This window comes from Enterobacter sp. UNJFSC 003, from assembly GCF_036903355.1.
GTDB lineage: Bacteria > Pseudomonadota > Gammaproteobacteria > Enterobacterales > Enterobacteriaceae > Enterobacter.
The window spans coordinates 51205-74749 of the sequence record NZ_JBAKHK010000015.1; the positions used below are offsets into that span (position 1 = coordinate 51205).

At 54.8% G+C, this 23545-nt stretch carries 23 protein-coding genes; 18 read left to right on the forward strand and 5 right to left on the reverse strand.

The annotated features are described in order from the left end of the window. Positions 1 to 149 precede the first annotated feature (149 nt). The 3 genes from pldA to rhtC all read left to right on the forward strand — a co-directional run bounded on the left by pldA (position 150) and on the right by rhtC (position 3621). Positions 150 to 1019 (forward strand): phospholipase A, encoded by an 870-nt coding sequence (pldA, locus tag V5P19_RS21290; RefSeq protein WP_334407258.1) that lies wholly within the window; start codon positions 150 to 152, stop codon positions 1017 to 1019. A gap of 90 nt (positions 1020 to 1109) precedes the next feature. Further along, positions 1110 to 2939 (forward strand): ATP-dependent DNA helicase RecQ, encoded by a 1830-nt coding sequence (gene recQ / locus V5P19_RS21295; RefSeq protein ID WP_334407259.1) that lies wholly within the window; start codon positions 1110 to 1112, stop codon positions 2937 to 2939. Positions 2940 to 3000: 61 nt separating this feature from the next. Further along, entirely contained in the window at positions 3001 to 3621 is a 621-nt protein-coding gene (gene rhtC, locus V5P19_RS21300) for a threonine export protein RhtC (RefSeq protein ID WP_334407260.1), read from the forward strand. Here rhtC and rhtB read toward each other — a convergent pair. After that, positions 3618 to 4238: a homoserine/homoserine lactone efflux protein gene (rhtB, locus tag V5P19_RS21305; protein WP_047959687.1), complete on the reverse strand. Its 621-nt coding sequence runs from the start codon at positions 4236 to 4238 to the stop codon at positions 3618 to 3620. The two genes, rhtC and rhtB, sit on opposite strands and share 4 nt — an antisense overlap. Positions 4239 to 4347: 109 nt before the next feature. Here rhtB and pldB point away from each other — a divergent pair, with 109 nt between their 5' ends. The 3 genes from pldB to V5P19_RS21320 all read left to right on the forward strand — a co-directional run bounded on the left by pldB (position 4348) and on the right by V5P19_RS21320 (position 7153). Beyond that, positions 4348 to 5340 (forward strand): lysophospholipase L2, encoded by a 993-nt coding sequence (gene pldB / locus V5P19_RS21310; RefSeq protein ID WP_334407265.1) that lies wholly within the window; start codon positions 4348 to 4350, stop codon positions 5338 to 5340. Between the two features lie 30 nt (positions 5341 to 5370). Further along, a complete protein-coding gene (gene yigL / locus V5P19_RS21315) occupies positions 5371 to 6171 on the forward strand; it encodes a sugar/pyridoxal phosphate phosphatase YigL (protein ID WP_334407267.1) in 801 nt (266 codons plus the stop codon). An 82-nt stretch (positions 6172 to 6253) separates the two neighbouring features. Further along, positions 6254 to 7153 (forward strand): carboxylate/amino acid/amine transporter, encoded by a 900-nt coding sequence (locus tag V5P19_RS21320; RefSeq protein WP_334407269.1) that lies wholly within the window; start codon positions 6254 to 6256, stop codon positions 7151 to 7153. On the opposite strand, the gene metR is transcribed toward V5P19_RS21320, so the two are convergent. Next, positions 7041 to 7994: an HTH-type transcriptional regulator MetR gene (metR, locus tag V5P19_RS21325; RefSeq protein WP_334407271.1), complete on the reverse strand. Its 954-nt coding sequence runs from the start codon at positions 7992 to 7994 to the stop codon at positions 7041 to 7043. The two genes, V5P19_RS21320 and metR, sit on opposite strands and share 113 nt — an antisense overlap. Positions 7995 to 8109: 115 nt before the next feature. Between metR and metE the strand changes: the two genes are divergently transcribed. Continuing rightward, positions 8110 to 10371: a 5-methyltetrahydropteroyltriglutamate--homocysteine S-methyltransferase gene (metE, locus tag V5P19_RS21330; RefSeq protein ID WP_334407273.1), complete on the forward strand. Its 2262-nt coding sequence runs from the start codon at positions 8110 to 8112 to the stop codon at positions 10369 to 10371. A gap of 47 nt (positions 10372 to 10418) precedes the next feature. Here the strand turns inward: metE and V5P19_RS21335 are convergent, their stop codons facing one another. Beyond that, a complete protein-coding gene (locus tag V5P19_RS21335; protein ID WP_334407275.1) occupies positions 10419 to 11225 on the reverse strand; it encodes a dienelactone hydrolase family protein in 807 nt (268 codons plus the stop codon). A gap of 260 nt (positions 11226 to 11485) precedes the next feature. On the opposite strand from V5P19_RS21335, the gene udp reads away from it, so the two are divergent. The 9 genes from udp to tatD all read left to right on the forward strand — a co-directional run bounded on the left by udp (position 11486) and on the right by tatD (position 19402). Then, the gene (gene udp, locus V5P19_RS21340) at positions 11486 to 12247 is read left to right on the forward strand and encodes a uridine phosphorylase (protein WP_003860792.1); all 762 of its coding nucleotides are present in this window, start codon (positions 11486 to 11488) and stop codon (positions 12245 to 12247) included. 140 nt (positions 12248 to 12387) lie between these two features. Beyond that, positions 12388 to 13845 (forward strand): DNA recombination protein RmuC, encoded by a 1458-nt coding sequence (gene rmuC, locus V5P19_RS21345; RefSeq protein ID WP_334407277.1) that lies wholly within the window; start codon positions 12388 to 12390, stop codon positions 13843 to 13845. 71 nt (positions 13846 to 13916) lie between these two features. Continuing rightward, positions 13917 to 14672, forward strand: a complete 756-nt coding sequence (gene ubiE / locus V5P19_RS21350; protein ID WP_334407280.1) for a bifunctional demethylmenaquinone methyltransferase/2-methoxy-6-polyprenyl-1,4-benzoquinol methylase UbiE — start codon at positions 13917 to 13919, stop codon at positions 14670 to 14672. A 13-nt stretch (positions 14673 to 14685) separates the two neighbouring features. Then, on the forward strand, positions 14686 to 15291 hold the full coding sequence (locus V5P19_RS21355; RefSeq protein WP_334407283.1) for an SCP2 domain-containing protein: 606 nt from the start codon (positions 14686 to 14688) through the stop codon (positions 15289 to 15291). Then, positions 15288 to 16928, forward strand: a complete 1641-nt coding sequence (gene ubiB / locus V5P19_RS21360) for a ubiquinone biosynthesis regulatory protein kinase UbiB (RefSeq protein WP_334407285.1) — start codon at positions 15288 to 15290, stop codon at positions 16926 to 16928. The genes V5P19_RS21355 and ubiB overlap by 4 nt, the downstream gene beginning before the upstream one ends. A gap of 76 nt (positions 16929 to 17004) precedes the next feature. Further along, positions 17005 to 17259 carry a Sec-independent protein translocase subunit TatA gene (gene tatA, locus V5P19_RS21365; RefSeq protein ID WP_334407287.1) on the forward strand — a complete coding sequence of 85 codons (255 nt, stop codon included), beginning with the start codon at positions 17005 to 17007 and terminating at the stop codon, positions 17257 to 17259. Between the two features lie 3 nt (positions 17260 to 17262). Further along, the gene (gene tatB, locus V5P19_RS21370) at positions 17263 to 17805 is read left to right on the forward strand and encodes a Sec-independent protein translocase protein TatB (protein ID WP_334407289.1); all 543 of its coding nucleotides are present in this window, start codon (positions 17263 to 17265) and stop codon (positions 17803 to 17805) included. A 2-nt stretch (positions 17806 to 17807) separates the two neighbouring features. After that, positions 17808 to 18572: a Sec-independent protein translocase subunit TatC gene (gene tatC, locus V5P19_RS21375; protein WP_334407291.1), complete on the forward strand. Its 765-nt coding sequence runs from the start codon at positions 17808 to 17810 to the stop codon at positions 18570 to 18572. A gap of 47 nt (positions 18573 to 18619) precedes the next feature. Then, entirely contained in the window at positions 18620 to 19402 is a 783-nt protein-coding gene (tatD, locus tag V5P19_RS21380) for a 3'-5' ssDNA/RNA exonuclease TatD (protein WP_334407293.1), read from the forward strand. Here the strand turns inward: tatD and rfaH are convergent. Continuing rightward, the gene (rfaH, locus tag V5P19_RS21385) at positions 19399 to 19890 is read right to left on the reverse strand and encodes a transcription/translation regulatory transformer protein RfaH (RefSeq protein WP_334407295.1); all 492 of its coding nucleotides are present in this window, start codon (positions 19888 to 19890) and stop codon (positions 19399 to 19401) included. The two genes, tatD and rfaH, sit on opposite strands and share 4 nt — an antisense overlap. Before the next feature lie 170 nt (positions 19891 to 20060). Between rfaH and ubiD the strand changes: the two genes are divergently transcribed. Both ubiD and fre read left to right on the forward strand, forming a co-directional pair. Continuing rightward, positions 20061 to 21566, forward strand: a complete 1506-nt coding sequence (ubiD, locus tag V5P19_RS21390; RefSeq protein WP_334407297.1) for a 4-hydroxy-3-polyprenylbenzoate decarboxylase — start codon at positions 20061 to 20063, stop codon at positions 21564 to 21566. A gap of 30 nt (positions 21567 to 21596) precedes the next feature. Further along, positions 21597 to 22298, forward strand: coding sequence for an NAD(P)H-flavin reductase (gene fre, locus V5P19_RS21395; RefSeq protein WP_236920336.1), 702 nt, complete (start codon positions 21597 to 21599; stop codon positions 22296 to 22298). A 78-nt stretch (positions 22299 to 22376) separates the two neighbouring features. Here fre and fadA read toward each other — a convergent pair whose 3' ends face one another. Continuing rightward, positions 22377 to 23540: an acetyl-CoA C-acyltransferase FadA gene (gene fadA, locus V5P19_RS21400; RefSeq protein WP_334407302.1), complete on the reverse strand. Its 1164-nt coding sequence runs from the start codon at positions 23538 to 23540 to the stop codon at positions 22377 to 22379. Positions 23541 to 23545: the final 5 nt, after the last annotated feature.

Sequence of the window (23545 nt, forward strand, 5' to 3'; positions counted from 1 at the left end):
TCCTTGTTGTTAAAGAAATGTTGATTTTATGCTTCAACAATAAGGAATTCCACTTTCAGAAACGAGGAGGCGGAAGTTCTCGCAGAAGTATGTAAAATGCCCGCACAAAACTATTCATTAAATGCAACGATTTCAGGAGAACACCACCGATGCGGACGTATCTGGGTTGGTTACTGGCGGCGGTTGCGCTGCCCCTCACAGCATATGCGCAGGAAGCGACCATTAAAGAAGTCCATGATAAACCTGCCGTGCACGGCAGTATTATCGCGAACCTTCTTCAGGAGCATGATAATCCATTCACGCTCTACCCGTACGACACCAACTACGTGATCTACACTCAGACCAGCGATCTCAACAAAGAGGCGATCAGCTCCTATAACTGGTCCGATAATGCGCGCAAAGATGAGGTTAAGTACCAGTTGAGCCTCGCTTTCCCGTTCTGGCGCGGTATTTTGGGCCCGAACTCAGTGCTTGGTGCGTCTTATACTCAGAAGTCCTGGTGGCAGCTCTCCAACAGCGGAGAATCTTCGCCTTTCCGTGAAACCAACTATGAGCCGCAGCTGTTCCTCGGCTTCGCCACGGATTATGAGCTTGCGGGCTGGACGCTGCGTGACGTTGAGGTGGGTTTCAACCACGATTCTAACGGCCGCTCTGACCCAACCTCGCGCAGCTGGAACCGTGCCTATACGCGCCTGATGGCTCAAAACGGCAATCTCATGGTGGAAGTGAAGCCGTGGTTCGTGGTGGGCAGCACCGACGACAACCCGGATATCACTAAATACATGGGCTACTACCAGCTCAAAATCGGCTACCAGCTGGGTGACGCGGTGCTGAGCGCCAAAGGCCAGTACAACTGGAACACCGGCTACGGCGGTGCTGAGCTGGGCTTAAGCTACCCAATGACGAAGCACGTACGTATCTATACGCAGGTGTACAGCGGTTATGGCGAGTCGCTTATCGATTACAACTTCAACCAGACCCGCGTCGGTGTGGGCGTGATGCTGAACGATATTTTCTAAGTCGCTCGAATGTTTTTTCGTTAAACGTTGAAGTTTCTCTCTCAGGCGCTGAAAATAGCGCCTGTTTTGTATCTGGTAAATGGGGTTAACGTGGCGCAGGCGGAAGTATTGAATCAGGAATCGCTGGCTAAACAGGTTTTGCAGGAAACCTTTGGCTATCAGCAGTTCCGTCCTGGCCAGGAAACCATCATTGAAACCGTGCTGGAAGGCCGTGACTGCCTGGTCGTAATGCCTACCGGCGGCGGGAAATCGCTCTGCTATCAGGTGCCGGCGCTGGTGCTTGATGGCCTCACGGTCGTGGTCTCTCCCCTTATTTCGCTGATGAAAGATCAGGTGGACCAACTGCTTGCCAACGGTGTAGCAGCGGCCTGTATCAACTCCACGCAGACCCGCGAGCAGCAGCAGGACGTGATGGCCGGTTGCCGTACTGGACAGATACGGTTGCTGTATATCGCACCCGAGCGTCTGATGCTGGATAACTTTCTCGATCACCTTGCGCACTGGAACCCGGTGCTGCTGGCGGTGGATGAAGCGCACTGTATCTCGCAGTGGGGGCACGATTTCCGCCCGGAATATGCCGCGCTCGGTCAGCTGCGTCAGCGCTTCCCTGAGCTGCCGTTTATGGCGCTCACCGCCACGGCGGATGATACAACGCGTCTTGATATCGTTCGTCTGCTGGGGCTGAACGATCCGTTTATCCAGGTCAGCAGCTTCGACCGTCCCAACATCCGCTACATGCTGATGGAAAAATTCAAACCGCTGGATCAGCTCTTGCGCTATGTGCAGGAGCAGCGCGGAAAATCGGGCATTATTTATTGCAACAGTCGCGCGAAGGTAGAAGACACCGCCGCGCGTCTGCAAAACCGTGGCTTTAGCGCTGCAGCCTATCATGCCGGATTAGAAAACCACGTCCGCGCCGACGTGCAGGAAAAATTCCAGCGCGACGATCTGCAAATTGTGGTCGCAACGGTCGCTTTCGGGATGGGAATTAATAAACCGAACGTACGCTTTGTGGTGCACTTCGACATCCCGCGTAATATCGAATCCTATTATCAGGAAACCGGCCGCGCCGGGCGCGATGGCCTGCCAGCCGAAGCCATGCTGTTTTACGATCCGGCGGATATGGCGTGGCTGCGCCGCTGTCTTGAAGAGAAACCGCAGGGACAGCTACAGGATATTGAGCGTCACAAGCTCAACGCGATGGGCGCTTTTGCTGAAGCACAAACCTGCCGCCGTCTGGTGCTGCTGAACTATTTTGGCGAGGGGCGTCAGGCGCCGTGCGGCAACTGCGATATCTGCCTCGACCCGCCGAAACAGTACGATGGTCTGATGGACGCGCGTAAGGCGCTCTCGACCATTGGGCGCGTTAATCAGCGCTTTGGTATGGGCTATGTGGTAGAAGTCCTTCGCGGTGCCAATAATCAGCGTATCCGCGACATGGGCCACGACAAGCTGCCCGTGTATGGCATCGGCAAAGACCAAAGCCATGAACACTGGGTCAGTATTATTCGCCAGTTGATCCATCTGGGTTTCGCCACGCAAAATATCGCCCAGCACTCTGCGCTTCAGCTCACCGAAGCGGCCAGGCCTGTCCTGCGCGGCGAAATTGAGCTTAAGCTCGCCGTTCCGCGCGTCATCGCCCTCAAACCGCGCGTGATGCAGAAATCCTACGGCGGCAATTACGATCGCAAGCTGTTTGCCAAACTGCGCAAGCTGCGTAAAGCCATTGCCGATGAAGAGAACATTCCGCCATACGTGGTGTTCAACGACGCGACGCTGATTGAGATGGCCGAGCAGATGCCGCTCAGCGCCAGCGAAATGCTCAGCGTCAACGGCGTCGGCACCCGCAAGCTGGAGCGCTTTGGGAAAGAGTTCATGGCGCTTATCCGCTCGCACGCCGACGGTGATGATGAGGAGTAGTCAGCCGGGCAAAAAAGTGCCAGGATGATGACACACTGAATTATTTCCCTGCGAGCTAACAATGTTAATGCTATTTCTCACCGTGGCGTTAGTGCACATCGTTGCGCTGATGAGCCCAGGCCCTGACTTTTTCTTCGTGTCACAAACGGCCGTTAGCCGTTCCCGCAAAGAGGCGATGATGGGCGTGCTCGGCATCACCATGGGCGTGATGATCTGGGCGGCGGTAGCGCTGCTCGGCCTGAACCTGATTTTGGCAAAGATGGCCTGGCTGCATAACATCATCATGGTCGGTGGTGGCCTTTATCTGTGCTGGATGGGCTACCAGATGCTGCGCGGAGCGTTGAAGAAACAAGATAAAGCGCCCGAAGAGCCGAAGGTTGAACTGGCAACGGGCGGCCGCAGCTTTGTGAAGGGGCTACTGACCAATTTGGCGAACCCGAAGGCGATTATCTATTTCGGCTCCGTGTTCTCGCTTTTTGTGGGAGACAGCGTTGGCGCAGGCGCGCGTTGGGGTATCTTCCTGCTGATCGTGGTTGAGACGTTTGCCTGGTTCACCCTCGTGGCAAGCCTGTTTGCCTTACCGGCCATGCGCCGCGGCTATCAGCGCGTGGCGAAGTGGATCGATGGCTTTGCCGGTGCGTTGTTCACCGGCTTTGGTATCCATCTCATTATTTCTCGCTAAGCATGACGCGCTGACGCAAGCAGCGCGCCAACCAGCATAAACAGCGAACCAAACACTTTGTTCAGGGCCTTCATTTGCTTAGGCCCTTTAATCCACGCTGCAATCCGCTGCGCCAGCGTCGCGTAACCGATCATCACGATGATATCGACGATAATGGTGGTCGCGCCCAGCACCACGTACTGCATAACCTGGGGCTGATGCGGCACGATAAACTGCGGAAACAGCGCGGCGAGGAAAACGATGCTTTTTGGGTTGGTCAGGTTGACGAATACCGCGCGTTTAAACAGATGGCCGCGGTTCTGCGTCTGAGCGAGCGTATTCAGATTGATGGAGCCCGCCGCGCGCCACTGCTGGATGCCGAGCCAGATCAGATACGCTGCCCCGGCCCACTTCAGCACTTCAAACGCCAGCACCGAGCGTGAGAACAACGTCCCTAGCCCAATCCCTACCAGCACAATGTGAATGCCCAGCCCGGCTTGTAGACCGGCAATAGACGCCGCCGCACCGCGATAGCCGTGGTTGATGGAGGTGGTCATGGTATTGATTGCGCCGGAACCCGGTGAAAGGCTGAGGATGATGGATGTCAGCAGGTAAGCGAACCACCACTCGAAGGTCATTTGAAACTCCCGGATCGTCTGTTTTTATGCCACAATACGCTATTGTTGAGTCATTTTGTGACCCGCTACGAAAAAACGATATTCCTTGGCTTACGGGGGTGGAAACCCGATGTTTCAGCAGAAAAAGGACTGGGTAACACGAGAAAACGCATTTGCTGCTTTCTCCATGGGACCGCTGACCGAATTCTGGCGTCAGCGTGAGGAAGATGAGTTTACGGGCGTCGGTGATATTCCGGTACGTTTTGTGCGTTTTCGCAATGAGAAAAACGATCGGGTGATCGTTGTCTGCCCGGGGCGTATTGAAAGTTACATTAAATACGCTGAACTGGCTTACGACCTGGTCCATATGGGCTTTGATGTTCTGATCATTGACCATCGTGGACAGGGGCTTTCCGGACGCATGTTGTCGGATACCCATCGCGGGCACGTGGATCAGTTCAGTGATTACGTAGATGATTTTGCCGCCTTCTGGCAGCAGGAAGTACAGCCGGGCCCGTGGCGCAAGCGCTATATTCTGGCGCACTCAATGGGCGGGGCGATTTCTACGCTGTTCTTGCAGCGTTATGAGCATCAGTGCGATGCCATTGCGCTCACCGCGCCGATGTATGGCATCGTCATTCGTTTTCCTGACTGGATGGTGCGTCATATTCTCGACTGGGCTGAGGGCCATCAGCGCATTCGTGAAGGCTATGCCATTGGCACAGGACGCTGGCGTGCGTTACCGTTTGCCATCAACGTGTTAACCCACAGCCGGCAGCGTTATCGCCGAAACCTGCGTTTCTATGCCGATGAACCGCGTTTACGCGTCGGCGGCCCGACTTATCACTGGGTGCGGGAAGGTATTCTGGCGGGTGAGCAGGTACTGGCTGGCGTCGGTAATGATGACACGCCGACACTTCTGATTCAGGCGGAAGAAGAACATGTGGTCGATAACCGCATGCATGACCGCTATTGTGAACTGCGCGCTGCTGCCGGTCACCCTTGTGAAGGGGGTAAACCGCTGGTCATAAACGGCGCGTACCATGAGATCCTTTTTGAAAAGGACGCTATGCGCTCGGTCGCGCTCAACGCCATCGTTGATTTTTTCAACAGGCATAACTGATTATTTTTTATACCAGAGGTTGAAATCCCTATGTACCAGGTTGTTGCATCTGACTTAGATGGCACGCTGCTTTCCCCCGACCACACCCTGTCGCCTTATGCGAAAGAGACCTTAAAACTTCTGACGGCACGTGGCGTTAACTTCGTGTTTGCCACAGGCCGCCACCACGTGGACGTGGGGCAGATCCGCGATAACCTGGAGATCAAAGCCTACATGATCACCTCCAACGGTGCGCGCGTACACGACACCGATGGCAACCTGATCTTTACCCACAACCTGGATCGCGACATTGCCAGCGATCTGTTCGGTGTCGTGCACAATAACCCGAATATTATCACCAACGTGTACCGTGACGACGAGTGGTTTATGAACCGTCATCGCCCGGATGAAATGCGTTTCTTCAAGGAAGCGGTATTTAATTATTCACTGTATGAGCCGGGCTTACTGGAGCCAGAAGGCATCAGCAAGGTGTTCTTCACCTGCGACAGTCACGAAGAGCTGCTGCCGCTGGAGCAAGCGATCAACGCCCGCTGGGGCGATCGCGTCAACGTGAGCTTCTCTACGCTAACCTGTCTGGAAGTGATGGCGGGCGGGGTGTCTAAAGGGCACGCGCTGGAAGCTGTAGCCAAGCGCATGGGCTTTGAGCTGAAAGACTGCATTGCCTTTGGCGACGGTATGAACGATGCCGAAATGCTTTCGATGGCGGGCAAAGGCTGCATCATGGAAAACGCGCACCAGCGCCTGAAGGATCTGCACCCGGAGCTGGAAGTGATCGGTACCAACGGCGACAACGCGGTGCCAAAATACCTGCGCAAACTGTTCCTTGAATAATCGTCATTTGGTTGTTTATTGTTCAGTTGTCAACTAAAGAGTTCGCTACAATGCCTGTCCTTCTTTCTGAGAGACAAGCATTGTGGCGCTACTCATTATCACCACCATCCTGTGGGCCTTTTCCTTTAGCCTGATTGGCGAATACCTTGCCGGTTCGGTCGACAGCTACTTCTCGGTGCTGATGCGCGTGGGGCTGGCGGCGCTGGTGTTCCTGCCATTCTTGCGTACGCGCGGGCAATCATTAAAAACTGTTCTGCTGTACATGCTGGTGGGCGCGATGCAGCTCGGCATCATGTATCTGTTCAGCTTCCGGGCTTACGTTTACCTGTCCGTTTCGGAATTCCTGCTGTTTACCGTTCTGACGCCGCTCTATATCACCCTGATTTACGACCTGCTCAGCAGGCGTCGTTTGCGCTGGGGTTATTTGTTGAGCGCTGCGCTGGCGGTGGTTGGCGCAGCCATTATTCGTTATGACAAAGTGAGCGATCACTTCTGGACTGGCCTGATGTTCGTCCAGCTTGCCAATATCAGCTTCGCCATCGGGATGGTGGGATACAAACGCCTGATGGAAACCCGCCCGATGCCGCAGCACAACGCCTTTGCCTGGTTCTATGTGGGCGCCGCGATTGTTGCTGTGGCGGCGTGGTTTATGCTCGGCAACCCGCAAAAACTGCCGACCACCCCGGTACAATGGGGCGTTCTGGTCTGGTTGGGCGTGGTGGCCTCAGGGCTGGGTTACTTCATGTGGAACTATGGCGCTACGCAGGTAGACGCCGGAACACTGGGGATTATGAACAACGTTCATGTGCCGGCGGGGCTGCTGGTGAACCTCGCCATCTGGCAGGAACAACCTCACTGGCCAAGTTTCCTTATTGGGGGAGCGGTGATTCTGGCTTCGCTGTGGGTACATCGCCGTTGGGTCGCTCCGCGCTCCGCACAAACGGAAGATGGTCGCAAGCGTGGTTCCGCGCTGAGCGAATAAAAGCTTCCGTCACCGGCTGGCGCTGTTCGCCATCGCGCACGGCAGAGTACAGCCGGCTCCACAGACCATCACCCAGGGTTTTGGTGACCACCAGGCCCTGGCGTTCAAAGCTCTCCACCACCCAGTGCGGCAGCGCCGCGATGCCCATTCTGGCTGCAACCATCTGAATTAACAGCAGTGTGTTATCTACGCTTTTCAGCTGTGGGCTAATGCCCGCAGGCTGCAAAAAGTGACGCCAGATATCCAGGCGACTGCGCTGTACCGGATAAATCAGCAGCGTTTCAGTGGCGAGGTCTTCCGGAGTAATGCGCGTTTTGGCCGCCAGGGGGTGATCCGGCGCCAGCACCAAACGTACTTCAAAATCAAACATTGGCGAATAGTGCAGGCCGCTGCGCGGCAAAATGTCCGACGTCATGACCAGATCCAGTTCGCCCTGCTGGAGAGAGGGCTGTGGGTCGAAGGTCACGCCGGATTTAAAGTCCATCTCAACCTGCGGCCACTTCTCGCGGAAGTTCTCAAGCGCAGGGGTCAGCCACTGAATACAGCTGTGGCACTCAATGGCGATACGTAATTTGGTTTGCTGAGGCTCATTGCAGGACTGCAGCGCGCTGGCAATCTGCGGCAGCACCTGGTTGGCCAGCTGCAGCAGAATTTCGCCCTGCGGCGTAAAGCGCAATGGCTGGCTCTTACGTACAAAAAGACGAAAGCCGAGGCGTTGTTCCAGCTCGCTGAACTGGTGAGAAAGGGCGGATTGGGTCTGGTGCAGCGTCGCCGCCGCTGCCGCGAGAGATCCGCAGTTCCGCAACGCTTGTAGCGTTTTCAGGTGTTTTATCTCGATCATGAAAGTCCTTCACTTCGCCATGAACATTTTGCGCTTGAGGAATATACAGTACCTGCCAATTATAGATGTGTAAACATCTGGACGTCTAAATAACGAATTTCACAAGGGGCTTATCATGACAATCCGCAATCACACACTCGGTTTCCCTCGCGTTGGACTACGTCGCGAGCTGAAAAAAGCGCAAGAAAGCTACTGGGCGGGTAACGCTACCCGTGAAGAACTGCTGGCGGTGGGACGCGAGCTGCGGGCCCGTCACTGGGATCAGCAAAAACAGGCGGGCATTGACCTGCTGCCGGTGGGCGATTTCGCCTGGTACGACCATGTTCTGACGACCAGCCTGCTGCTTGGTAACGTGCCGGCTCGTCATCAGAACAAAGATGGATCGGTTGATATCGATACCCTGTTCCGCATTGGCCGTGGCCGTGCGCCAACGGGTGAGCCAGCGGCAGCGGCAGAAATGACCAAATGGTTCAACACCAACTATCACTATATGGTGCCGGAGTTCGTAAAAGGTCAGCAGTTCAAGCTAACCTGGACACAACTGCTGGATGAAGTAGACGAAGCGCTGGCGCTGGGTCATCAGGTAAAACCAGTGCTGCTGGGGCCGGTAACCTACCTGTGGCTGGGTAAAGTAAAAGGCGAGCCGTTCGATCGGTTGAGTCTGCTGAAGGATATTCTGCCGGTCTATAAGCTGGTGCTGATTGAGCTGGGCAAACGCGGCATTCAATGGGTGCAAATTGACGAGCCTGCGCTGGTGCTGGAGCTGCCCCAGGAATGGCTGAACGCGTTTAAACCGGCTTACGACGCGCTGACTGGCCAGGTGAAGTTGCTGCTTACCACGTATTTCGAAGGCGTTACGCCGAATCTCAAGACCATTGCCGGGCTGCCAGTTCAGGGTCTGCACGTTGACCTGGTTCACGGCAATGATAATGTCGCTGAGCTTCACAAGCGCCTGCCGTCAGACTGGTTGCTCTCCGCAGGCCTGGTCAACGGGCGTAACGTCTGGCGTGCCGATCTCACTGAGAAATACGCCCAAATCAAAGACATCGTTGGCAAACGCGAACTGTGGGTGGCATCGTCCTGCTCCCTGCTGCACAGTCCAATCGACCTGAGCGTGGAAACCCGTCTGGATGCGGAGGTGAAGAGCTGGTTTGCCTTTGCTCTGCAGAAATGTGAAGAGCTGGCGCTGCTGCGCGATGCACTTAACAGCGGTGACACAGCGGCGATTACCGAATGGAGTGCGCCGATTCAGGCACGTCGTCACTCAACGCGCGTTCACAATCCGGCAGTAGAACAGCGTCTGGCGGCTATCACCGAGCAGGACAGCCAGCGCCAGAGCGCCTATGACGTCCGTGCCGAAGCCCAGCGTGCCCGTTTTAACCTGCCTGCATGGCCAACCACCACTATCGGCTCCTTCCCACAGACAACGGAGATTCGTGGCCTGCGCCTGGACTTCAAAAAGGGCAAGCTGGATGCGAATCACTACCGTACCGGCATAGCGGAACATATCAAGCAGGCAATTGTGGAGCAGGAGCGACTGGGTCTGGACGTGCTGGTGCATGGGGAAGCCGAGCGTAACGATATGGTGGAATACTTCGGTGAGCACCTGGATGGATTCGTCTTTACCCAGAACGGCTGGGTGCAGAGCTACGGGTCACGCTGTGTGAAGCCGCCGGTAGTTATTGGAGACGTCAGTCGTCCGCAAGCCATCACCGTCGAGTGGGCGAAGTATGCCCAGTCTCTCACCGACAAGCCGGTGAAAGGCATGCTGACAGGTCCGGTGACCATTCTCTGCTGGTCATTCCCGCGTGAAGACGTGTCCCGTGAAACGATCGCGAAGCAGATTGCGCTGGCGCTGCGCGATGAAGTAGCGGACCTGGAAGCTGCGGGCATTGGCATCATTCAGATTGATGAACCGGCCCTGCGCGAAGGCCTGCCGCTGCGTCGCAGTGACTGGGAGGCGTATCTGGCCTGGGGCGTAGAAGCCTTCCGCATCAACGCCGCGGTCGCCAAGGACGACACCCAGATCCACACCCACATGTGTTACTGCGAATTCAACGACATCATGGATTCCATTGCGGCGCTGGATGCCGATGTGATTACCATCGAGACCTCGCGTTCAGACATGGAGCTGCTGGAGTCATTCGAAGAGTTCGACTATCCGAATGAAATCGGGCCCGGTGTGTACGACATTCATTCCCCGAATGTGCCAAGCGTGGAATGGATTGAAGCCCTGCTGCAGAAAGCAGCCCAGCGTATTCCGGCTGAGCGCCTGTGGGTGAACCCGGACTGCGGTCTGAAAACCCGCGGTTGGCCAGAGACCCGCGCTGCACTGGCGAACATGGTGAAGGCCGCGCAGAATTTGCGTCAGGCGTGATGAAGCATAAGCCCGGTACGGCGTCGCCGTCGCCGGGCTTTTTTCTGTTATGCTTTTTTACCACCGTACTGACGGAACCATTCCAGCATGCGCTGCCAGCCGTCATTGGCTGATTCTGCGTGATAGCTCTGGCGATAATCCGCGTTAAACGCATGTCCGGCATCCGGATAAACCACGATCTCGGCTTTTGCGTTTGCAGCCCGTAGCGCATGGCGCATAGTCTCAACGGTGTCGAGCGGAATACCCGTATCCTGCCCGCCATATAGCCCCAACACCGGTGCGTTTAGATCGGTTGCGATATCAACGGGTTGCTTCGGTGAGTTCAGGGTCTTTTCACCCACCAGTTTGCCATACCAGGCGACGGCGGCTTTAAGCTGAGGATTGTGCGCGGCATAAAGCCAGCTAATGCGTCCACCCCAGCAGAAGCCAGTCACCATCAGACGGTGTGGATCGCCGCCGTTGCGCGCAGCCCAGCTGGCAACATGGTCCAGATCGGCCAATACTTGCGCGTCCGGTACTTTAGAGACCAGGTTGCTAAATAAGGTGGGAATATCGCTGTAATCGTTCGGATCGCCCTGACGGAAATAGAGCTCTGGCGCAACGGCCAGATATCCCTCCAGCGCCAGACGGCGACAGATATCACGGATATGTTCGTGAACGCCAAAAATCTCCTGAACCACGACAACAATTGGCAGCGGACCTTCTGCCAACTTTGGCCGTGCGTGGTAAGCAGGCATATTTTCCCCCTGAGAGGGAATGGAGGTCTCGCCCGCAATAATGGCGTCTTCCGGGGTTGAGACGAGGGTTGAAGCATGCGGAGCCGCAGCAGGTGCAAAACCGGTTTTTTCAGTCATGGCATTCTCCGTACCAATGAGTTTATTAGCGCAAAGATAAATATAGACACCAGGTTAACGATCCACAGTGCCTTATACGGTCTATCTTTTGTGCAACACACATCGATACAAGCTTGTTAATGTGATGTAAATCACTTTTTTATGGAAATTAACTGCAATCATTTTCATTCATGGTGAGATGTGTCACGAAATTATGCTTAGTGCTTCTGTAAAGTACCGTTTTACTTCTTCTGACTAACCGACCCACAGAGGAGTCACCTATGTCTAAGTCTGATGTTTTTCATCTCGGCCTCACTAAAAACGATTTACAAGGGGCTACGCTCGCTATCGTCCCTGGCGATCCTGAGCGTGTGGAAAAGATCGCCGCGCTGATGGATAAGCCGGTTAAGCTGGCAGCCCATCGTGAATTCACCACCTGGCGCGCAGAGCTGGATGGCAAAGCGGTGATCGTCTGTTCTACCGGTATCGGTGGCCCGTCTACCTCTATTGCTGTTGAAGAGCTGGCACAGCTGGGCATTCGTACTTTCCTGCGTATCGGTACAACCGGCGCTATTCAGCCGCATATCAACGTTGGTGATGTGCTGGTGACCACCGCCTCCGTGCGTCTGGACGGTGCTAGCCTGCACTTTGCACCAATGGAATTCCCTGCAGTGGCTGATTTCGAATGCACTACTGCGCTGGTTGAAGCCGCGAAATCCGTGGGTGCGACTACTCACGTGGGCGTAACCGCGTCTTCCGATACCTTCTACCCAGGCCAGGAGCGCTACGACACCTTCTCGGGTCGCGTAGTCAGCCGCTTCAAAGGCTCAATGGAAGAGTGGCAGTCGATGGGCGTAATGAACTATGAGATGGAATCTGCAACGCTGCTGACCATGTGCGCAAGCCAGGGTCTGCGTGCCGGTATGGTGGCGGGCGTTATCGTCAACCGCACCCAGCAGGAGATCCCGAACGCTGAAACCATGAAGCAGACTGAGAGTCATGCGGTGAAAATTGTGGTTGAAGCGGCTCGTCGCCTGATCTAATTCCCCCTCTGAATGAAAAGGCCGACCTGTTCGGCCTTTTCTTTTTTTGCGTAGCGCTTCGCAGGAAAACCCTTCCAAACTGGACGTTTGTACAGCACAATTCTATTTTGTGCGGGTAATACGTTGATGCAGGGGGCATTGTGGATATCTCAATCCTGATTTATGCGGTGATTGCGCTGGTGGGCGTCGGAATGGGTTGGCTGATCTCCAGCTACCAGCACGCTCAGCAAAAGGCCGATCAGTTGGCAGAGCGCGAAGAGATGGTCGCAGAGTTAAGCGCGTCAAAACAACAGATTGCTCAAGGCGCGCATTGGCGTGACGAATGCGAGCTGCTTAACAACGAGCTGCGCAACCTGCGCGATATCAATACCTCTCTGGAGGCCGATCTCCGCGAAGTCACTACCCGTCTTGAGTCGACTCAGCTCCACGCTGAAGACAAAATTCGTCAGATGATCAACAGCGAGCAGCGCCTAAGCGAACAGTTTGAAAACCTCGCAAACCGCATTTTTGAGCAGAGCAACCGTCGCGTCGACGAACAAAACCGCCAGAGCCTGAACAGCCTGCTGACGCCGCTGCGCGAACAGCTGGACGGTTTTCGACGCCAGGTGCAGGACAGTTTTGGTCAGGAGGCTCGCGAGCGTCATACCCTGGCGCATGAAATTCGCAACCTCCAGCAGCTGAATGCGCAGATGGCGCAGGAGGCGGTTAATCTGACGCGCGCCCTAAAAGGGGATAACAAAACGCAGGGCAACTGGGGTGAAGTGGTGCTCACCCGCGTGCTTGAAGCGTCTGGTTTACGCGAGGGTTACGAATACGAAACGCAGGTCAGTATCGAAAATGATGCCCGCTCGCGCATGCAGCCGGATGTGATTGTGCGGCTGCCGCAGGGTAAAGATGTGGTCATCGACGCCAAAATGACGCTCGTGGCCTACGAGCGTTACTTCAACGCGGATGATGATTACACGCGTGAATCTGCACTCCAGGAACATATCGCTTCCGTACGCAACCATATTCGTCTGCTGGGCAGAAAAGACTATCAGCAACTGCCGGGGCTCCGCTCGCTCGACTATGTATTGATGTTTATTCCCGTTGAGCCTGCGTTCCTGCTGGCGCTGGACAGACAGCCTGAACTGATCACCGAAGCGCTGAAAAATAACATTATGCTGGTGAGTCCAACCACGTTGCTGGTGGCTCTGCGGACGATTTCAAACCTGTGGCGCTATGAACACCAGAGCCGCAATGCTCAGCAGATCGCCGATCGCGCCAGCAAGCTGTACGATAAAATGCGTCTGTTCGTGGACGATATGTCCTCCGTTGGGCAAAGCCTGGATCGCGCGCAGGATAACTATCGTCAGGCAATGAAAAAACTTTCTTCTGGTCGCGGTAATCTGCTTGCGCAGGCTGAAGCCTTCCGCAGTTTGGGGGTGGAGGTCAAACGCGAGATTAATCCGGAATTGGTTGAACAGGCTACAGAGCAGGATGAAGAGTTCAGGCTGCGAGAGGGCGCAGTAGAGCAAAATACTCGCAGTGAAGACAATGATTTAGCGGCGGAATTATCACCAGAGTCGTCGCCAGCGCGTTTCTTTCGGGGTGGTTGAATCGTAGGGCAAATGCGCCCAATCTGTTACACTTGACCGACATTTTACTTTACTGATTAGCAGGCTCTGAGATGGCTGACGATTCACAAGACACAACGCACTTTGGCTTTCAGACTGTAGCCAAGGCGCAGAAAGCTGACATGGTGGCCCACGTATTTCATTCCGTGGCGGCGAAGTACGATGTGATGAATGACCTGATGTCGTTCGGCATTCATCGCTTGTGGAAACGCTTCACTATCGACTGCAGCGGCGTACGTCGCGGGCAAACGGTTCTGGATCTGGCGGGCGGTACAGGCGATCTAACGGCCAAGTTCTCACGTCTGGTAGGCGAAACAGGTCGCGTGGTTCTGGCCGATATCAACGACTCGATGCTGAAAATGGGACGCGAGAAACTGCGTAACATCGGCGTTGTCGGTAACGTGGAATATGTGCAGGCAAATGCCGAAGCGCTGCCGTTCCCGGACAACACCTTCGATTGCATCACCATTTCGTTTGGCCTGCGTAACGTAACCGATAAAGAAAAAGCACTGCGCTCCATGTACCGTGTGCTGAAACCGGGCGGGCGCCTGCTGGTTCTTGAATTCTCTAAACCGATTATTGAACCGCTGAGCAAAGCCTACGATGCGTATTCTTTCCATATCCTGCCGCGCATTGGTGAGTTGGTGGCGAATGACGCAGAAAGCTACCGTTACCTGGCAGAATCTATTCGTATGCACCCGGATCAAGACACGCTGAAAGCGATGATGCAGGACGCGGGCCTTGAGAACGTTGAGTATTTCAACTTGACGGCAGGTGTCGTTGCGCTGCACCGCGGTTATAAGTTCTGAGTGGAGGTCTCCCGTGCCCTTTAAACCCTTTGTCACTGCAGGCATCGAGAATGTACTGAATGCTTTTCTGTATCGCGCACCTGCGCTGAAAGCTGCACGTCAACGGCTTAACGGAAAAGTACTGCGTATTGTTTTAAAAGAGTTCTCGACGCCGCTTGTGCTGGTCTTCAGCGAACGCCAGCTCGACGTTCTGGGGGAGTGGGAAGGCGAGGCCGACTGCTCGGTCATCACGCATATGCGCGTGCTGCCAAAATTGCGCGATCGCCAGCAGCTGACGGCGCTAATCCGTAGCGGTGAGCTGGAAGTTGAAGGCGATATCCAGGTCGTACAGAACTTCGGTGCGCTCAGCGATCTGGCCGAATTTGACCCGGCAGAACTGCTTGCGCCATTTATTGGCGACATTGCCGCGGAAGGCATCGGTAAAACCCTTCATGGCGGAACGGCTTTTCTGCGCAAAAGTTTTCTGCGCCAGCAGCGCTATGCAGCAGAAGTGCTGACCGAAGAATGGCGCATGGCCCCCGGACCGCTGGAAATTGCATGGTTTGCGGAAGAGACTGCCGCAGCCGAGCGGGCGGTTGATGCCTTAACCAAACGGCTTGAAAAACTGGAGGGCAAATGACGCCTGGTGAAATTCGGCGCCTCTATTTTATCGTTCGCACCTTTTTAAGTTACGGGCTCGATGAGCTTATCCCTAAAATGCGAATCACGTTGCCGATCAGAATCTGGCGGCGGATGTTGTTCTGGATGCCAAATCGCCATAAAGATCAGGTCTTGGGTGAACGCCTGCGTCTTGCACTGCAGGAGCTTGGCCCTGTCTGGATTAAGTTTGGCCAGATGCTCTCTACCCGACGCGATCTCTTCCCGCCGCAAATTGCTGATGAGCTGGCGATGCTTCAGGACCGCGTTGCACCGTTTGACGGGGCCAGAGCGAAGAAACAGATCGAAGAGGCGATGGGAAATATTCCCGTTGAAACCTGGTTTGATGATTTTGATATTAAACCTCTGGCTTCCGCGTCTATCGCCCAGGTGCATACGGCGCGCTTAAAGGAAAACGGCAAAGAAGTGGTTATCAAGGTCATTCGCCCGGATATCCTGCCGATCATCAAAGCGGACATGAAGCTCATTTATCGTCTGGCTCGCTGGGTGCCGCGTCTGTTGCCTGATGGACGCCGTCTGCGCCCGATGGAAGTCGTTCGCGAATATGAAAAAACGCTAATTGATGAGCTAAACCTGCTGCGCGAATCGGCGAATGCCATCCAGCTTCGTCGTAACTTTGAAGACAGCCCCATGCTGTATGTCCCTGAAGTCTATTCTGATTATTGCAGTCAGGACATGATGGTCATGGAACGAATCTACGGCATACCGGTCTCGGATGTGGTTGCGCTGGAAAAGCAGGGAACCAACATGAAGCTGCTAGCCGAGCGTGGCGTGCAGGTCTTCTTTACGCAGGTGTTCCGTGACAGCTTTTTCCATGCGGACATGCACCCGGGCAATATCTTTGTCAGCTACGAGCACCCTGAAAATCCGAAGTACATCGGCATTGACTGCGGAATTGTTGGCTCGCTGAATAAAGAAGATAAGCGCTATCTTGCCGAGAACTTCATCGCCTTCTTCAATCGCGATTACCGTAAGGTGGCCGAACTGCACGTGGATTCCGGTTGGGTTCCACCGGATACCAACGTTGAAGAGTTTGAGTTTGCTATCCGTACGGTGTGTGAACCGATTTTTGAAAAACCGCTGGCAGAGATCTCCTTCGGTCACGTCTTACTGAACCTGTTCAACACCGCGCGGCGCTTTAATATGGAAGTGCAGCCACAATTAGTTTTACTTCAGAAAACATTACTTTACGTTGAGGGCGTAGGCCGTCAGCTCTATCCTCAGTTAGACTTATGGAAAACCGCGAAGCCGTTCCTTGAGTCCTGGATTAAAGATCAGGTTGGTATTCCGGCGCTGGTGCGCTCTCTTAAAGAGAAAGCCCCGTTCTGGATCGAAAAAATGCCGGAAATCCCTGAGCTGGTTTACGACAGTTTGCGTCAGAGCAAGAATCTTCAGCACAGTATGGATAAAATCGCCCGCGAACTTCAGTCCAGTCGCGTTCGACAGGGCCAGTCGCGATACCTGTTTGGGATTGGCGCCACGCTTTTGCTGAGCGGTACGCTATTGCTCATTAACCGTCCGGACTGGGAAATGATGCCTGCCTGGCTAATGGCTGGCGGGGTGGTGGTTTGGCTCGTAGGCTGGAGAAAAACGCGCTGAATTAGCGTCGCTATCGCTGGGTTGCAACCGTATAATGCGACCTGATTAATTAATCATCTGTCACTGGGGTATTCGTATGGGTGGTATCAGTATTTGGCAATTGTTAATCATTGCCGTCATCGTCGTGCTGTTGTTCGGTACGAAGAAACTCGGTTCTATTGGTTCCGATCTCGGCGCATCCATCAAAGGCTTTAAGAAAGCCATGGGCGATGATGACAGTAAGCAGGAAAAATCCAGCCAGGATGCGGACTTTACTGCGAAATCCATTGCGGACAAGCAAGAAGATGCCAAAAAGGAAGACGCTAAACGCCACGACAAAGAGCAGGTGTAATTCGTGTTCGATATTGGTTTTGGTGAGCTGCTGCTGGTCTTTGTGATTGGCCTGATTGTGTTGGGGCCACAGCGTTTACCCGTTGCGGTAAAAACTGTTGCGGGTTGGGTGCGTGCGCTTCGTTCACTGGCGAGCACCGTACAGAACGAGTTGGCGCAGGAGCTTAAGCTTCAGGAATTCCAGGACAGCCTGAAAAAGGTTGAGAAAGCGAGCATGGAAAACCTGACGCCCGAGCTGAAAGCCTCTATGGACGAGCTGCGTGAAGCGGCGGAATCCATGAAGCGTTCATACAGCGTCAACGATCCTGAAAAGGCGAGCGATGAAGCGAACACCATCCATAATCCGGTGGTGAAGGGCAGCGAGGAGCAGCGCGAGGGTGTAACACCCGCCAGCGCTGAGCATCAGGCTGCCGCGCCAGAACAGACGCCGCAGGAAACAGAAGTGAAAAAACAGGTGCAGCAGGAAGAACCCGTTGTCAAAGCGGCAGACGTCAAAGCCGCCGCGCCCGTTTCCGAATCATCCCCCTCGTCGAGTGATAAAGCGTAAACATGGCAGTAGATGATACTCAACCGCTCATTACGCACCTCATTGAGCTGCGTAAGCGCCTGTTAAACTGCATTATTGCAGTTTTCCTCATTTTCTTATGCCTGGTCTATTTCGCTAACGATATCTACCAGGTGGTCTCGGCACCGCTGATCAAACAGATGCCGCTCGGTGCAACGATGATCGCAACGGACGTTGCCTCGCCGTTCTTTACCCCTATCAAGCTGACGTTTTGGGTTTCGCTGATTGCTTCTGCACCGGTCATTCTGTACCAGGTCTGGGCGTTTGTGGCCCCTGCTTTGTATAAGCATGAACGTAAACTGGTGATCCCGCTGTTGGTGTCCAGCTCGCTGCTGTTTTATATCGGCATGGCGTTCGCCTATTTCGTGGTCTTTCCGCTGGCGTTTGGCTTCCTGACGCATACCGCGCCGGAGGGCGTTCAGGTATCAACGGATATCGCCAGCTATCTCAGCTTTGTGATGGCGCTGTTTATGGCATTCGGCGTCGCCTTTGAAGTGCCGGTGGCGATAGTATTGCTTTGCTGGATGGGGGTGACCACGCCTGACGATCTTCGCAAAAAGCGTCCGTATATCCTGGTGGGGGCGTTTGTGGTGGGCATGTTGCTGACACCGCCGGATGTCTTCTCGCAAACGCTGCTGGCGATACCCATGTATTGCCTGTTTGAAGTCGGCGTGTTCTTCTCGCGCTTCTATGTGGGCAAGAGACGTCCTCCGGAAGACGAAGAAGACGAGTCTGAAAAGACCACTTAAGAATAAAACCAGCCGCCCGTAAGGGCGGTTGTCATATGGGGAATAGCATGTTTGATATTGGACTTAACCTGACCAGCTCACAGTTTGCAAAAGATCGCGATGAGATTGTCGCGCGAGCCTTTGCCGCAGGCGTGAAGGGACTTTTGCTGACGGGGACGAATCTTCATGAGAGCGAGCAGGCACGGTTGCTGGCCAGTCGCTATGAACACTGCTGGTCAACCGCTGGCGTACATCCTCATGACAGCAGTCAGTGGACGCATGAGAGTGCAGACGAACTCTATGCTCTTGCTAAAATGCCAGAGGTCGTGGCGATTGGCGAATGTGGTCTCGATTTCAACCGTAACTTTTCCACACCTGAAGAGCAGGAGAGGGCCTTTACTGCGCAGCTGGCCGTTGCGGCAGAACTCGGTATGCCGGTATTTATGCATTGTCGCGACGCGCACGATCGTTTTCTTGCGCTTCTTGACCCCTGGCTGGATAAATTGCCGGGTGCAGTGCTGCACTGCTTCACCGGATCGCGACAGGAGGCTCTGGATTGTCTTCAGCGTGGTTTGTATCTGGGCATCACTGGCTGGGTTTGCGATGAGCGCCGCGGATTGGAACTTCGTGAGCTGTTACCGGCGATCCCGGCCGACCGTTTGTTAGTCGAAACCGATGCGCCTTATCTGTTGCCGCGTGATATGAAACCAAAACCGGCATCGCGGCGTAACGAACCGGCTTATCTGGGGCATATTGTTGAACGGGTAGCGCAGTGGCGCGAAGAAGATCCGCACTGGCTCGCCGCTCAAACCGATGAAAACGTGCGCCGACTGTTCGGTATAACGATTTAAACTTTACGGAAATCGGTGTTTTTAACGCTCTGGAGCACCTGTTTGTTCAACAGATTGAGCAGCAGCATGGAGCGCGCTTCACCGTCGGGCTCGGCAAAAATTGCCTGCAAACCTTCGAAAGCGCCTTCAGTGATCACCACACTGTCCCCTGAATAAGGCGTTTCCGGGTCGGTAATCCCTTCGGGCTGTTGGTAGACAGAAAGCTGATGGATGACCTTGGAAGGGACCGTTGCCGGGCTGGTGCCAAAGCGAACAAAATGGCTGACACCGCGCGTGGCGCTAATGGTGGTGGTGTGGATCACTTCAGGATCGAATTCAACAAACAGATAGTTCGGGAACAGAGGCTCGCTGACGGTTGTGCGCTTCCCGCGCTGCATTTTTTCAAGCGTGATCACGGGCGTCAGGCAGTTTACAGACTGACGTTCAAGATGTTCCTGCGCGCGCTGAAGTTGCCCGCGTTTGCAATACAGTAAATACCAGGCCTGCATAATCACTCTTTCCCTTAGTTTCGGGCGCAAGCATATCAAAACCCAGACGGGATCGCTAAGTTGATTATAATGGGCGAAAAGGGAGTAAGTCGCAGAAGTTCACGCTAATTTAACAAAATTACAGCATCACGCAGGCTTACGCCGTATAATGAATCGCTTACTGAGAGGCCATGACTAACTGCATGAAATACCACGATCTACGCGACTTCCTGGCGCTGCTGGAAAAGCAGGGCGAACTCAAACGCATTACGCTACCTGTTGATCCTTATCTGGAGATGACAGAAATTGCTGACCGCACCCTGCGTGCCGGTGGCCCCGCTCTGCTGTTTGAAAACCCAAAAGGCTATTCCATGCCCGTGCTGTGCAACCTGTTTGGCACGCCAAGGCGTGTGGCGATGGGGATGGGGCAAGAGGATGTCACCGCGTTGCGTGAAGTGGGCAAACTGCTGGCCTTTTTGAAAGAACCTGAGCCACCCAAAGGTTTCCGCGATCTGTTCGACAAGCTGCCGCAGTTTAAGCAGGTGTTGAATATGCCGACCAAACGCCTGCGCGGCGCGCCATGTCAGCAAAAAGTGCTGGAAGGTGATGAAGTTGATCTGACAAAAATTCCGATTATGCAGTGTTGGCCTGAAGATTCCGCACCACTTATCACCTGGGGTCTGACCGTCACACGTGGCCCGCACAAAGAGCGACAAAATCTGGGTATTTACCGCCAGCAGCTGATTGGTAAGAATAAGCTCATCATGCGCTGGCTGTCCCATCGTGGTGGCGCACTTGATTTTCAGGAGTGGTGTGCAGAACATCCGGGGGAACGTTTCCCTGTGTCTGTGGCGCTGGGGGCCGATCCCGCGACGATTCTCGGGGCGGTAACGCCAGTACCTGATACGCTGTCCGAATACGCCTTTGCAGGACTGCTGCGCGGGACCAAAACGGAAGTGGTTAAGTGCATCTCCAACGATCTGGAAGTCCCGGCCAGCGCGGAGATCGTTTTAGAAGGTTACATTGAACAGGGCGAGATGGCACCGGAAGGGCCCTACGGCGACCACACGGGTTATTACAATGAAGTGGATAACTTCCCCGTGTTCACCGTTACGCACATTACCCAGCGTGAAGATGCGATTTACCACTCCACCTACACGGGTCGTCCACCGGATGAACCGGCGGTACTGGGTGTGGCACTGAACGAAGTGTTCGTCCCGATCTTGCAGAAGCAGTTCCCTGAAATTGTTGATTTCTACCTGCCGCCTGAAGGGTGTTCATATCGCCTGGCGGTAGTTACGATGAAGAAGCAGTATCCAGGCCACGCAAAACGCGTGATGATGGGCGTTTGGTCATTCCTGCGCCAGTTTATGTATACCAAATTTGTTATCGTTTGCGATGATGACGTCAACGCCCGAGACTGGAATGACGTTATCTGGGCCATCACCACGCGTATGGATCCGGCGCGCGATACGGTGTTAGTCGAAAATACGCCGATAGATTATCTGGATTTTGCCTCGCCGGTTTCCGGGCTTGGCTCAAAAATGGGACTGGATGCCACGAATAAATGGCCTGGCGAAACCGATCGAGAATGGGGTCGTCCGATCAAAAAAGATCCTGCCGTGACCGCGCGAATTGACGCGATCTGGGACGAACTGGCCATAATGAATAACGGTAACCCTGAATCTGACCGTTAAGCCCTATAGACTTCCCGACAGAGAGAGCGAATGACAACCTTAAGCTGTAAAGTGACCTCGGTAGATGCTATCACCGACACCGTATATCGCGTCCGTTTAGTGCCTGAAGCGGCATTCTCTTTCCGCGCTGGTCAGTACTTAATGGTCGTGATGGATGAGCGTGATAAGCGTCCTTTCTCTATGGCTTCAACGCCAGCGGAGCAGGAATTTATTGAGCTTCATATTGGGGCGTCTGAGCTTAACCTGTACGCGATGGCCGTTATGGACCGCATACTGAAAGAACGTGAAATCGTGGTGGATATTCCACACGGTGATGCGTGGCTGCGCGATGACGAAGACCGTCCGCTGATCCTGATCGCTGGCGGTACAGGCTTCTCGTATGTGCGTTCTATTCTGTTGACCGCCCTGGCGCGTAATCCAGACCGTGATATCACCATTTACTGGGGTGGCCGCGAAGAGAAACATCTGTACGACCTGTCTGAGCTGGAAGCGCTGAGCGTAACCCATCCTAACCTGCGCATTGAACCGGTGGTTGAACAGCCGGAAGAGGGCTGGCGTGGGCGTAGCGGTACGGTGCTGACGGCGGTACTGCAGGATCACGGTACGCTGGCCGGGCACGATATCTACATTGCTGGCCGTTTTGAGATGGCGAAAATTGCCCGCGACCTGTTCTGTAACGAACGAGACGCCCGCGAAGACCGTCTGTTCGGCGATGCGTTTGCCTTCATTTAAATAAAAAACCCGCCCCTGACAGGCGGGAAGAACGGCAACTAAACTTCTGCCGGGTCGCATATGCGACCCGGTTTTTTATCACACTCTTTCAAACACCGTCGCAATACCCTGACCCAACCCGATACACATCGTTGCCAGACCAAACTGGGCATCTTTGCGCTCCATCAAGTTAATCAGCGTGGTGCTGATACGCGCCCCGGAGCAGCCCAGCGGGTGACCGAGGGCGATCGCGCCGCCGTTGAGGTTAATCTTCTCGTCAATCTGCTCCATCAGTCCCAGATCTTTGATGCACGGCAGGATCTGTGCGGCGAACGCCTCGTTCATCTCAAACAGGTCGATATCGCTGGCGGTTAATCCCGCTTTTTTCAGCGCCAGCTTTGAAGCCGGAACCGGACCGTAACCCATGATCGAAGGATCGCAGCCCACGACTGCCATCGAACGTACCCGAGCGCGAGGCGTTAACCCCAGCTCGCGAGCGCGGCTTTCACTCATCACCAGCATTGCGGCTGCCCCGTCGGACAGCGCCGACGAGGTACCTGCCGTGACCGTACCGGTGACCGGATCAAACGCAGGACGCAGGGTGGAAAGCGCTTCTACGGTGGTTTCCGGGCGGATGACTTCATCGTAATTGAATTGCTTCAGTACACCGTCAGCATCATGCCCCCCGGTTGGGATGATCTCATTTTTAAACGCGCTGGACTGCGTGGCGGCCCAGGCGCGAGCGTGAGATCGTGCGGCAAAGGTATCCTGCATTTCACGGCTGATACCGTGCATTCGCGAGAGCATCTCGGCGGTTAAGCCCATCATACCCGCGGCCTTGGCCACGTTACGGCTCATGCCCGGGTGGAAATCGACCCCGTGGCTCATGGGGACGTGGCCCATATGCTCCACGCCACCGACCAGACAAGCCTGCGCATCGCCGGTCATGATCATGCGGGCCGCGTCGTGCAATGCCTGCATTGATGAACCGCACAGGCGGTTAACGGTAACTGCCGGAACCGAATGCGGGATCTCCGCCAGCAGCGAGGCGTTACGGGCGATGTTGAAGCCCTGCTCCAGCGTCTGCTGCACGCAGCCCCAGTAGATATCGTCGAGCGCTGCGGGGTCCAGCGCAGGGTTACGCGCCAGCAGGCTACGCATCAGGTGCGCGGAGAGATCTTCCGCGCGCACGTTACGGAATGCACCGCCTTTTGAACGGCCCATCGGGGTGCGAATCGCATCAACAATGACAACCTTTTCCATTGTGA